This window comes from Pseudomonas palleroniana, from assembly GCF_003031675.1.
Taxonomy (GTDB): domain Bacteria; phylum Pseudomonadota; class Gammaproteobacteria; order Pseudomonadales; family Pseudomonadaceae; genus Aquipseudomonas; species Aquipseudomonas palleroniana.
This window is the reverse complement of the sequence record NZ_PYWX01000063.1, coordinates 22,903-35,000: the sequence shown is the minus strand read 5'-3', so window position 1 is coordinate 35,000 and position 12,098 is coordinate 22,903. Positions and strand designations below refer to the sequence as shown.

General features: G+C 62.9%; 8 protein-coding genes. 6 read left to right on the top strand and 2 right to left on the bottom strand.

The window, feature by feature from the left end; all coding sequences use genetic code 11:
• Window positions 1-6 precede the first annotated feature (6 nt).
• Entirely contained in the window at window positions 7-912 is a 906-nt protein-coding gene (locus C9383_RS21720) for an energy transducer TonB (protein ID WP_060753455.1), read from the bottom strand.
• 77 nt (window positions 913-989) lie between these two features.
• On the bottom strand, window positions 990-1,943 hold the full coding sequence (gene gshB, locus C9383_RS21715) for a glutathione synthase (RefSeq protein WP_016976046.1): 954 nt from the start codon (window positions 1,941-1,943) through the stop codon (window positions 990-992).
• Between the two features lie 239 nt (window positions 1,944-2,182).
• On the opposite strand from gshB, the gene pilG reads away from it, so the two are divergent.
• The 6 genes from pilG to C9383_RS21685 all read left to right on the top strand — a co-directional run bounded on the left by pilG (window position 2,183) and on the right by C9383_RS21685 (window position 12,008).
• A complete protein-coding gene (gene pilG / locus C9383_RS21710) occupies window positions 2,183-2,590 on the top strand; it encodes a twitching motility response regulator PilG (protein WP_060753454.1) in 408 nt (135 codons plus the stop codon).
• 46 nt (window positions 2,591-2,636) lie between these two features.
• Window positions 2,637-3,002, top strand: a complete 366-nt coding sequence (gene pilH, locus C9383_RS21705; RefSeq protein ID WP_003234583.1) for a twitching motility response regulator PilH — start codon at window positions 2,637-2,639, stop codon at window positions 3,000-3,002.
• Window positions 3,003-3,014: 12 nt separating this feature from the next.
• On the top strand, window positions 3,015-3,539 hold the full coding sequence (locus C9383_RS21700; RefSeq protein WP_090368232.1) for a chemotaxis protein CheW: 525 nt from the start codon (window positions 3,015-3,017) through the stop codon (window positions 3,537-3,539).
• Window positions 3,536-5,587 carry a methyl-accepting chemotaxis protein gene (locus C9383_RS21695; protein WP_060753452.1) on the top strand — a complete coding sequence of 684 codons (2,052 nt, stop codon included), beginning with the start codon at window positions 3,536-3,538 and terminating at the stop codon, window positions 5,585-5,587. Before C9383_RS21700 ends, C9383_RS21695 begins: the two co-directional genes overlap by 4 nt.
• Before the next feature lie 168 nt (window positions 5,588-5,755).
• Window positions 5,756-11,560, top strand: a complete 5,805-nt coding sequence (locus tag C9383_RS21690) for an Hpt domain-containing protein (protein ID WP_090368234.1) — start codon at window positions 5,756-5,758, stop codon at window positions 11,558-11,560.
• The gene (locus C9383_RS21685) at window positions 11,553-12,008 is read left to right on the top strand and encodes a chemotaxis protein CheW (RefSeq protein ID WP_060753450.1); all 456 of its coding nucleotides are present in this window, start codon (window positions 11,553-11,555) and stop codon (window positions 12,006-12,008) included. Before C9383_RS21690 ends, C9383_RS21685 begins: the two co-directional genes overlap by 8 nt.
• The last annotated feature ends 90 nt before the right edge of the window (window positions 12,009-12,098 follow it).

The following is a 12,098-nucleotide window of genomic DNA, read 5'->3' as shown; positions in this document are numbered from 1 at the left end:
TTGTCATCAATTGCTGGACAACCGATCACCCCGGGCGAACTTCCAGGTGCGGATGATTTCCAGGCGGTCCACGTCGTTCAAGTCACCGCTGAACGGCGCAAAGGGCGCTGCCAGGCGCACGATGCGCTGGGCGGCCTGGTCGAGCAGGGGCTGGCCGGACGACTCCAGCACTTGCACTTCATAGAGCGTGCCGTCGCGGTTGATCGACACCAGCAAGCGAAGATTGCCGTAGATCTGCTGGCGCCGTGCCTCATCCGGGTAATTGAGGTTGCCGATGCGTTCGACCTTTTTGCGCCACTCGTCCTTATACCAGGCACCCTTGTCGCGCATGGTCGAGGCGGCGTTCAAGCGATAGATGCGTGGGCGCTTGGCATAAAGCTGTTGTTCGTTGGCCAGCTCCGCCTCCAGGCTGGAAATCTGGTCGGAGAGCTGCGAGCTGTCAAAAGTCGGCGCCGGCTTCACCGGCTCGGGTTGCGGCTCGGTCTTGGTTTTCTCGCGCTGGGCCGGGGCTTTTTGCGGTTTGGGTGCGACGGTGGTCACGGCAGGTTTGGGCGTGGCTTGCTTGACCTCGGGCTTGGGCGTCGGCGGTGGGGTGACTTTATTGACCTTGTTGTCCTGGAATGGCGCCACTTCGGTGGTCTTGGGCACCGCTTTCTTGTCCAGGGTGCCGCTGCCTTGCTGGTTTTCCTGTGCCAGAAAGTCTGCTTTTTCGGGCTTTTTCTCGCTCTTGAACGTGGCGAGGGTGATCTCCAGGGTCTTGGTGATCTGCTTGGGTTCGGCGAAGGTGAAACCCAGGCCGAGGAGCAATGCGAGGTGGACCAGTGCCGCGAGGAACAGGGTAAATCCAAGCCGATCAGCCGGGCGCACGCCGCTGTGGGAGAGTTCGGGGGGCAGATTGGACGGGAGGGTCATGGCAAGAAAACCAACATCGCGCGTTTCACAGGTGGCGCATGATAACGCAATGTTGGTTTGTGTCCGGCTGTTCTATGTCACTTGGCTTGTAGCTTGCGCTCAATCGCCGCCATCAGCATTTCGCCGATATTCGTGCCGAAAGCATTGTCGATCTCGCGAATGCAGGTCGGGCTGGTGACGTTGATTTCGGTGAGGTTTTCGCCGATGACGTCCAACCCGACGAACAGCAGGCCCTTTTCACGCAGGGTGGGGCCGACCTGGGCTGCAATCCAGCGATCCTTGTCCGACAGAGGGCGCGCTTCACCGCGACCACCGGCCGCCAGGTTACCGCGCGTCTCGCCCGCCGCCGGGATGCGTGCCAGGCAATAGTCCACCGGTTCGCCGTCGATCATCAGGATGCGTTTGTCGCCGTCCTTGATCGCCGGCAGATAGGCCTGGCCCATGATCTGCTGGGTGCCCAGGGCGGTCAGGGTCTCCAGGATCACCGACAGGTTCGGGTCGCCGGCGCGGTGGCGGAAGATCGACGTGCCGCCCATGCCGTCTAGCGGCTTGAGGATCACGTCACCGTGCTTGGCCGCAAATTCACGCAATACATCGGCGCGACGGCTGACCACGGTCGGCGGCGTGCACTGCGGGAACAGCGTGGCAAACAGCTTTTCATTGCAGTCACGCAGGCTTTGCGGCTTGTTGACGATCAGTACCCCGGCGCGCTCGGCCTGCTCCAGCAGGTAGGTGGAGTAGACGAATTCCATGTCGAACGGCGGGTCCTTGCGCATCAGGATCACATCCAGATCGCTCAGCGGGCTGTCGATTTCGTCCGCAAGTTCGAACCACTTCTCAGGGTTGGCAAACACCTGCAGCGGGCGCATGCGTGCGCGGGCCTCGCCGTCGCCCTGGTACAGGTCGCGCTGCTCCATATAGAACAACGTCCAACCGCGGGCCTGGGCGGCCAGGAGCATGGCCAGCGAGCTGTCCTTTTTATAGGAAATGCTGGCGATAGGGTCCATGACAATGCCGACGCGAACGCTCATGGGGGATTTCCTCTAGCAAATAAGGGCGCATAAAAGTGGCGTCAGAGTGGCGCTGCGGCTGTTGTGGGTCAAGGAAAAACCACTGGGCGGGCCGCTCGATAGATTGCGCCCTGAGACTGTGCTAAAAAGACTGCCACGGCGCAGCAGCCCTCCAATTCCAAGGCTTCTGGCGTTCATCCTGTGCAACATCAGGCAGTACACACCGAAAACCGATTCGCTGTGGCGATGGTAGAGCAGATATGGAACAGCATTCCCACGCCTTGAGAGTGATGGTGATCGACGATTCGAAAACGATCCGCCGCACCGCCGAGACCCTGTTGAAGAACATGGGGTGCGAGGTCATCACGGCCATCGATGGTTTTGATGCCTTGGCGCGGATCGTGGATCATCACCCGCACATTATCTTCGTCGACATCATGATGCCGCGCCTGGATGGCTATCAGACCTGCGCACTGGTGAAGAACAACCCGGCGTTCAAGTCGATCCCGGTGATCATGCTGTCCTCCAAGGATGGCCTGTTCGACAAGGCCAAGGGGCGTATCGTGGGTGTCGATCAGTTTTTGACCAAGCCTTTCAGCAAGGAAGAGCTGCTGAGCGCGATCAAGGCCTACGTGCCTGCCTTCGCCGCAGTAGAACAAGCACACTGATACCGCCTCACAAGGGCCGGCATCCATCAAAGTAATGGGGAAAACCATGGCACGTGTTCTGATCGTCGACGATTCGCCGACCGAAATGTACAAACTGACCGGCATGCTGGAAAAGCATGGCCACCAGGTACTGAAAGCCGAAAACGGCGCGGACGGCGTGGCCCTGGCCCGCCAGGAAAAACCCGACGCCGTGCTGATGGACATCGTGATGCCGGGCCTCAATGGCTTCCAGGCCACCCGTCAGTTGTCCAAGGAGCCGGAAACCAACGGCATCCCGATCATCATCATCACCACCAAAGACCAGGAAACCGACAAGATCTGGGGCGCGCGCCAGGGCGCCAAGGATTACCTGACCAAGCCCGTGGATGAAGACACCCTGATCGCCACCCTGAACAAGGTGTTGGCCGGCTGACGGTTCACCATCATGACCGAGTCGCAAACCGCCTTCGAGTTGCTGCTGGACATCGACCGCCGCTGCCGCCTGCTGGCCGCCGACCTGCCGTCCCAGGAAACCCGCCAGCAGCGCTGGAGCGGGATCGCCTTTCGCGTGGGGCCGAACGGTTATGTGGCGCCCATGGGCGAAGTCGCCGAGGTGCTGCATGAACCGCGTTGCACCTTGATGCCCGGGGTCAAACCCTGGGTCAAGGGCGTGGCCAACCTGCGCGGGCGCCTGCTGCCGGTGATGGATCTGGGTGGGTTCCTCGGCCTTGAGCGGTCACCGGCACCCAAGCAGCGGCGGGTGCTGGTGGTGGAGTTCAACGACCTGTTCGTCGGTCTGCTGGTGGATGAGGTGGTGGGCATGCAGCATTTCGCGCAAGACGCATTGATGGCGAGCGCCAACCCCGGCGCGCCGTATATTCAAGGCCAGTTCGACGGCGACCCGCCGTGGCAGGTCTTCAGCCCCTTCGCTTTGGCCCAGGCCCCAGGTTTCATGGATGTTGCCGCATGACCACCGCTACCACGTCCAAACCCGAGGCTGGGTCGCGCAGCCGTTCGCAGATCATCGTGCTGTTTATCGCGTTGATCGTGTTCATCATGCTGCTGTTTGCCAACTTTGCGTACCTCAACACCCAGTCCACCTACGACAAGCAGTACATCGGCCACGCCGGTGAATTGCGCGTGCTGTCGCAGCGTATTGCCAAGAACGCCACCGAAGCCGCCGCCGGCAAGGCCGCGGCGTTCAAGTTGCTGGGCGATGCGCGCAATGACTTTGCCCAGCGTTGGGGTTACCTGAAAAAAGGCGACCCGCAAACCGGCCTGCCGGCGGCACCCCACGCCGTGCGTGCCGAAATGCGTGCGGTGCAGACCGACTGGGAAGCGCTGCTGAAAAATACTGACGCGATCCTTGCCAGCGAACAGACCGTGCTGTCCCTGCACCAAGTGGCTGCGACCCTGGCCGAGACGGTGCCGCAGTTGCAGATGGAGTCGGAAAAAGTCGTCGACATCCTGCTGCAACGCGGCGCCCCGGCCAGCCAGGTGGTGTTGGCCCAGCGCCAGTCGCTGTTGGCCGAACGTATCCTCGGCGCGGTGAATACCGTGCTGGCCGGCGACGACACCTCGGTACAGGCCGCCGATGCCTTTGGCCGCGATGCCAACCGTTTCGGCGAAGTGCTCAATGGCATGCTCCAGGGCAACCCGGGGTTGCGCATCAGCCAGGTCGAGGACCACGACGCCCGGGCGCGGCTGGCGGAAATTGCCGAGCTGTTCGAGTTCGTCTCCGGCTCCGTGGATGAGATCCTTGAAACCTCGCCGCAACTGTTCCAGGTACGGGCCTCGGCGAGCAATATCTTCAACCTTTCGCAAACCCTGCTCGATGAAGCCTCGCACCTGGCCACCGGCTTTGAAAACCTCGCCGGCGGGCGCAGCCTCGACACCATTGGCGGCTACGTGCTGGGCCTGCTGGCGCTGACCTCGATCATCCTGATCGGCTTGGTGATGGTGCGTGAAACCAACCGGCAGCTGCATGAAACTGCTGAAAAGAACGAGCGCAACCAGAACGCGATCATGCGTCTGCTCGATGAAATCGAAGATTTGGCCGACGGCGACCTGACCGTCACGGCCTCGGTGACTGAAGATTTCACCGGCACCATTGCCGACTCCATCAACTATTCCGTGGACCAATTGCGCGACCTGGTCGCCACCATCAACCTCACGGCCGGGCAAGTGGCCGGTGCGGTGCAGGACACCCAGGCCACCGCCATGCACCTGGCTCAGGCTTCGGAGCATCAGGCTCAGCAGATCGCCGAGGCCTCCACCGCAATCAAGCAAATGGCCCAGTCCATCGATCAGGTGTCGGCCAACGCCGCCGAATCCTCGGCGGTGGCCGAGCGCTCGGTGGAGATTGCCAACAAGGGCAACGAGGTGGTGCACAACACCATCCACGGCATGGACAACATTCGTGAACAGATCCAGGACACCGCCAAGCGCATCAAGCGCCTGGGTGAGTCGTCCCAGGAAATTGGCGATATTGTCAGCCTGATCGACGACATCGCCGACCAGACCAACATCCTCGCCCTCAACGCCGCGATCCAGGCGAGCATGGCCGGGGATGCCGGGCGCGGATTTGCGGTGGTGGCCGATGAAGTACAACGGCTGGCCGAGCGTTCGTCGGCCGCAACGCGGCAAATCGAGACCCTGGTGCGCGCGATCCAGGCCGACACCAACGAAGCCGTGATCTCCATGGAACAGACCACCACCGAAGTGGTACGTGGCGCGCGACTGGCCCAGGACGCCGGCGTCGCGCTGGAAGAGATCGAGGGCGTATCGAAAACCCTGGCGGCGCTGATCCAGAGCATCTCCAACGCGGCGCAACAGCAGACGTCGTCGGCGGGGCAGATTTCCCTGACGATGAACGTGATCCAGCAGATCACCACCCAGACGTCGTCGGGTTCCACCGCCACCGCTGAAAGCATTGGCAACCTGGCGAAAATGGCCAGCCAGTTGCGCAGGTCGGTATCCGGGTTCACCTTGCCGGCGGCCAAGCAAACCGATGATTGAAACGCGATGCAACTGTGGGAGGGGGCTTGCTCCCGATGGCGGTGCATCAGTCACCTGAGCCATTGGCTGAACCACCGTCATCGGGAGCAAGCTCCCTCCCACAGTTGGCCGCCGCAGGCCACAGGTTTCAAGAACACCAGCCACTCATGAATTCTAAGCGGAGCAGTTATGGTTGATCGGCACGACTACGTGGCCCTCGAATGGGTCAAGGGCGACATTGCCGAAACCCTGAAACAGGCTCGTTCGGCGCTGGACACATTTGTCGAAACCGGCGACAGCGAAGCCATCGACGAGTGCCTGGCCGGCATCCACCAAGTGCAGGGTGCGCTGCAAATGGTCGAATTCTATGGTGCCGCCTTGCTCGCCGAAGAACTCGAAGAGCTGGCCCTGGCGTTCCAGGCCGGGCGTGTCGGCCAGCGCGATGAAAGCATCCGCCTGCTGCAACAGGCCCTCGGCCAATTGCCGCTGTATCTGGACCGCGTCCACAGTGCCCGGCGTGACCTGCCGCTGGTGGTACTGCCGCTGCTCAACGACCTGCGCAGCGCGCGCGGTGAAAGCCTGCTGTCGGAAACCAGCCTGTTCAGTCCGCAACTGCTGACGATTGCGCCGTTGAGCGATGAGGTCCTGGCGCAACGTGCGCCGCCTGAACTGCATGAGCAACTGCGCCAGTGGCACCAACTGCTGCAACAAGCCTTGGCCGGCCTGCTGCGTGAAGATCACGGCCCCAGTAACCTGGTGGACATGGCGCGGGTCTTTGCGCGCCTCGAAGCGTTGTGCCAAGGCGCGCCGTTGTTGCCGTTGTGGCAGGTCACCTCGGCGCTGGTCGAAGGCATGCTCACCGGGGTGATCGCCAACAGCCCGGCTTTGCGCAGCCTGCTCAAGGCCAGCGACAAACAACTCAAGCGCCTGCTGGCCCAGGGGATCGGTGGGATCAACCAGCCGGCACCGGATGAATTGCTCAGGAGCCTGCTGTTCTACGTGGCCAAGGTCACTCGGCCGACGCCGCGCATGCAAAGCCTCAAGGAGCGCTACGGCCTGGACGAAGCCTTGCCCGACAGTGCCGTGGTCGATGCCGAGCGTGCGCGCCTGGCCGGGCCGGATCGCGACGGCATGGGTTCGGTACTCGGCGCTTTGTGTGAAGAGCTGGTGCGGGTCAAGGAGCGCCTGGATCTGTTCGTGCGCAGCGACCGGCAACACACCAGCGACCTTGATGCGTTGCTGGCACCGCTGCGCCAGATTGCCGATACCCTGGCGGTACTCGGGTTTGGTCAACCGCGAAAGGTGATCATCGATCAATTGGCCGTGGTCCTAAGCCTTGTCCAGGGGCAGCGTGAACCCAACGATGCGGTGCTGATGGATGTCGCCGGCGCCTTGCTGTACGTCGAGGCCACCCTGGCGGGCATGGTCGGTACCGTGGAACCGCAAAGCCGTGAAGAAAGCCGTCTGCCCACGACCGACCTGACCCAGATTCACCAACTGGTGATCCGCGAATCCTGCCAATGCCTGCGGCAAGCGCAGGAGCTGGTCATCGACTGCATCGAAGCGGACTGGGACCGCCAGCGCCTGGAGTCGCTGCCGCAGCTGTTGAGCCAGGTGCGCGGTGCGCTGGCGATGATTCCCCTGCCACGGGCGGCCAGCCTGATGCGGGGTTGCTCGGATTACGTCGACGAACAGTTGATGCTCAGCGACAGCCCTCCTGCCGAGGTGCAATTGGGGCATTTTGCCGAGGTGGTCAGCAGCCTGGAATACTACCTGGAGCGCATGCTCCAGGACCCTGACGCTTCGGGTGAGCGGGTGCTTGAGCTGGCGACCCAGGGGCTGGCCGCGCTGGGCTACCTGCCTGCCGAAAAGCCCTGGCGTCAGGCGCTGGTCGCGCCCGATGGGGCGCTGTCGGCCGAGATCATCCCCAGCCAGTCCCAGTTCGATGCGTTGGCCAGCCCGGCCTCGCGCTTGAACCCGCCGGCCCTGCACCGCCCCGGCAGCTTGCTGCCGCCACCGGCCGACGAAGAACCGATTGACGATGAGCTGCGCGAGGTCTTCCTCGAAGAAGTCGACGAAGTGCTCGAGGTGTTGCACCGCTACCTGCCGGACAGCGCCGACAAAACCGCCCAGGGCGAAATGCGCCGGGCGTTCCACACCCTCAAGGGCAGCGGTCGCATGGTGCGCGCGCTGGTCCTGGCCGAGCTGGCCTGGGCGGTGGAAAACCTGCTCAATCGGGTCCTGGAGCGCAGCGTGACCCTTGGCCTTGAAGTGCAACAGGTGCTGGATGAAGCGGTGGCCCTGTTGCCGACACTGGTCGCCGACTTCGCCAACGACGAGCAGCGCCAGCGCGATGAAGTCGATGCCCTGGCGGCCCGCGCCCATGCCTTGGCCAGCGGCGCCGAACCGCATGACCCGCTGTTGCTGGAGATCTTCCGCAACGAAGCCCAGAGCCATCTCGAGAGCCTCAACCAGTTCCTGCAACAGGCCGCCGAACACGTGCCGCTGCAAGTCAGCGATGAGCTGCAACGCGCCCTGCATACGCTCAAGGGCAGTGCCTATATGGCCGGTGTGCTACCCATCGCCGAACTGGCGCGCCCCCTTGACCACCTGACCCGTGAATACAAAGCCCACCGCCTGCCGCTGGACCTGGACGAAGTGGAGTTGCTGCTGGAGGCCGAAGGCTTGTTCCAGCGTGGGCTGCGTGATTTGGACAGCGACCCCCTGGCGCCGATAAAAGGCGCGCAAGACCTGATCAGCCGTACCCAAGGCCTGCTCGATCAACAACTGCAAGCGTTGCTCGACGCACCCAATACTGGCCTGCGTACCAAGCGCGACCCGCAATTGATCACCAACTTCCTGGCCCAGGGCATGGATATCCTGCTCGACGCCGAAAGCCTGTTACGGCGCTGGCAGCAGCACCCTGGCGAGCGCCAGGAACTGACGGCGCTGCTGGACGAATTGACCACCCTGGGCGAGGGCGCACACGACGCCGACCTGCACAGCATCGACGCACTCTGCGAAGCCTTGCTCGACCTGTATGGCGCCGTGGAAGAGAGCAGCCTGGCGGTCAGCGAACGGTTTTTCCAGGAGGCCGAACAGGCCCATGAAGCGCTGATCAACATGCTCGACCAACTGGCCGCCGGCCAGGAAATCAGCCCGGCACCGGCGCGGGTCGAAGCCTTGCGCGAGCTGCTGGATGAAGCCCTCGACCCCTCCGCCACCGGCCTGATCAAACGTGACGGCAGCCGCGCTCCGAGCATTACCGAACTGGGCGCCGCGACTGCAAGGCTCGACCACGACACGGCCGTGGACGATGAACTGGTCGAGATCTTCCTGGAAGAAGCGGTCGATATCCTCGACAGCGCCGGGCAATCGCTCAAGCGCTGGTTGCTGGAGCCCGACAGTGCCGCGCCGTTGTCGTCATTACAACGCGATCTGCACACCCTCAAGGGCGGTGCACGCATGGCCGAAATAGGGCCGATCGGCGACCTGGCCCATGAGCTGGAGGGCCTTTATGAGGGCCTGGTGGACCGCCGCTACAGTTATTCCACCGAGCTGTCCCAGGTGCTGATGGCCTGCCACGAGCGGCTGGCCTTGCAACTCGAAGAACTGCAGCACCACCAGCCCTTGAGCGACAGCGGCGAGCTGGTCGCCAGGGTGCGCACATTGCGCCAGGGCAGCACTGCGCCCGCTGCCGCCACGGCAGCGCCCACCCAGGGTGCCGACCCTGAGCTGCTGGATATCTTCCTCGAAGAAGCCGCCGATATTCTCGACAGCTCCGGCAGTGCACTGGCGCGTTGGCAGGCTGAGCCGAGTAATCGTCAGGAAGTGGAAACCCTGCTGCGTGACCTGCACACCCTCAAGGGCGGTGCACGCATGGTCGAAATCGCGCCGATTGGCGACTTGGCGCATGAACTGGAATTTCTCTGCGAAGGGTTATCCGCCGGCCAGCTGGCGCCTTCCGCCGAACTGTTCGCGTTACTGCAAGGCTGTCATGACCGCCTGGCGCAGATGATCGACGCCGTGGCACAGGGGTTGCCGGTAGGGTCGGTGGACAAGCTCATCGGGCGCATCAAAAGCCTGGTGCAGGCCGGCGACGAGCCGCCGGTACCGGTCGCCTTGCCCGGCGGCAAGACCGAGGCTGCGGTCGACCCTGCGGCGGATATGGTGAAAATCTCCGCCGACCTGCTGGACGACCTGGTTAACCTGGCCGGCGAAACTTCGATCCTGCAGGGGCGCATCGAGCAGCAAGTCAACGACGCACGCGTTGCCCTCAATGAGGTGGAGACCACGATCGAGCGCATGCGCGACCAGTTGCGTCGCCTCGAGACTGAAACCCAGGGCCGTATCCTCAGCCACCAGCAGGCCGAGGCCGAGCGCCTGGGCTATGAGGAGTTCGACCCGCTGGAAATGGACCGCCATTCGCAGCTGCAACAATTGTCGCGAGCGCTGTCGGAGTCGGCGTTCGACCTGTTGGACCTCAAGGAAACCCTCGACCGCCGCAATCAGGACGCCCACAACCTGTTGCAGCAACAAGCCCGCATCAACACCGAGTTGCAGGAAGGCTTGATGCGCACGCGCATGGTGCCGTTTGAACGGATGCTGCCGCGCCTCAAGCGTATCGTGCGGCAGGTGGCGGAGGAGTTGGGCAAGGACGTGGAGTTCGTGGTCGGCAATGCCGAGGGCGAAATGGACCGCAACGTGCTGGAACGCATGGTGGCGCCGCTGGAACACATGTTGCGCAACGCCGTCGACCATGGCCTGGAGTCGCGCGAGGTACGGCTGTTGGCCGGCAAGCCGGAGAAGGGCCGCATCACCTTGGACCTGACCCACGAAGGCGGTGATATAGTCTTCGACATGCGCGACGACGGCGCCGGCGTACCCTTGGACGCGGTGCGGCGCAAGGCGATCAAGCGCGGCCTGCTGGCTCCTCAGCAGGAGATGAGCGACCGTGATGTGTTGCAGTTCATTTTGCAGCCAGGCTTTTCCACTGCGGAAAAAATCACGCAGATTTCCGGGCGAGGCGTCGGCATGGACGTGGTGCATGAAGAAGTGCGCCAACTGGGCGGCTCGATGGTGATCGACTCGACACCGGGCATGGGCGTGCACTTCCGTATTCGCCTGCCGTTTACCGTCTCGGTCAACCGTGCGCTGATGGTGCAATGCGCCGACGATCAATACGCGATCCCGCTCAACACCATTGAGGGGTTGGTGCGCGTCCTGCCCCATGAACTGGCGGGGCACTATCAGCAAGACCCACCGAGTTATGAATACGCCGGCCAGCGCTACGAATTGTTTTACCTTGGCGATCTGTTGCATACCGGCGCTCGCCCGAAATTGCTCGGCCAGTACCAGCCGGTGCCGGTGCTGCTGGTGCAATGCAATGAACGTCACGTGGCGGTACACGTGGACGCCATGGCCGGTACGCGAGAGATCGTGGTGAAAGCCCTGGGGCCACAGTTTGCGGGCGTGCAGGGTTTGTCCGGGGCGACGATCCTGGGTGACGGACGCGTGGTGCTGATCATCGACTTGCTCGCCCATATCCGCGCCCGGCAACCGGCCTTGCCGGCCCAGGTGGTCGATGCGCCGCTGGTGCTCAACGACCCGCTGAAAAAGCGCCCGCTGCTGGTGCTGGTGGTGGACGACTCGGTCACTGTGCGCAAAGTCACCAGCCGCCTGCTGGAGCGCAACGGCATGAACGTCCTCACTGCCAAGGACGGCATCGATGCCATTGCCGTGCTTGAAGAACACACGCCGGACCTGATGCTGCTCGACATTGAAATGCCGCGCATGGACGGTTTCGAAGTGGCGATGCAGGTGCGCAACGACCCGCGCCTGATGCGCCTGCCGATCATCATGATCACCTCGCGCACCGGCCAGAAACACCGCGATCGCGCCATGGCCATTGGTGTCAACGACTACCTCGGCAAGCCGTATCAAGAGTCGGTGCTGCTGGAAAGCATCGCCTATTGGAGCAAGTCCCATGCTTGACCACCGCGCCAGCCAAGTCACCGGCCTGCTGCTACCTCTGGCTGACCGCCACCTGGTGCTGCCCAACGTCGCCGTGGCCGAACTCATCGACTTCCAACGCGGCGAACCGGCCAGCGATGCACCCCCTTGGTATTTGCGGCAAGTCACCTGGCGCGATCGGCAGTTGCCATTGATCAGTTTTGAAGCGGTGTGCGGTGAAGCCATCGTCACAAGCGAACGCTCGCGGATCGTCGTGCTGAATACGCTGGGCGGGCGGCCGACATTGAAGTTCATTGCGATGGTGATCCAGGGGATTCCCCGCTCGTACAAGCTCGACAGCCAGTTGAGCTATGTGGACGTCCCCCTGTGCCCCCTGGAGTTGGCGGCGGTGCAGGTGGGGGAGCATGTGGCGAAGGTGCCGGACTTGATGGGGCTGGAAGCACTGCTGGTCGAGTCCGGCCTGGCCTGAATTGCTCTGTTTTCAGGCCTTTTACGAATCAACGTGTGGGGGGAGGCCACGTCGCGGGCCGGTTGATCTGCTGCGTCTGGACGTTCGTGT

Bases quoted from the DNA above. Each gene is read 5' to 3' on its own strand.
- gshB (WP_016976046.1), bottom strand. From the start codon at position 1,943: ATGAGCGTTCGCGTCGGCATTGTCATGGACCCTATCGCCAGCATTTCC.
- C9383_RS21685 (WP_060753450.1), top strand. From the start codon at position 11,553: ATGCTTGACCACCGCGCCAGCCAAGTCACCGGCCTGCTGCTACCTCTG.
- C9383_RS21695 (WP_060753452.1), top strand. From the start codon at position 3,536: ATGACCACCGCTACCACGTCCAAACCCGAGGCTGGGTCGCGCAGCCGT.
- C9383_RS21700 (WP_090368232.1), top strand. From the start codon at position 3,015: ATGACCGAGTCGCAAACCGCCTTCGAGTTGCTGCTGGACATCGACCGC.
- C9383_RS21720 (WP_060753455.1), bottom strand. From the start codon at position 912: ATGACCCTCCCGTCCAATCTGCCCCCCGAACTCTCCCACAGCGGCGTG.
- pilH (WP_003234583.1), top strand. From the start codon at position 2,637: ATGGCACGTGTTCTGATCGTCGACGATTCGCCGACCGAAATGTACAAA.
- C9383_RS21690 (WP_090368234.1), top strand. From the start codon at position 5,756: ATGGTTGATCGGCACGACTACGTGGCCCTCGAATGGGTCAAGGGCGAC.
- pilG (WP_060753454.1), top strand. From the start codon at position 2,183: ATGGAACAGCATTCCCACGCCTTGAGAGTGATGGTGATCGACGATTCG.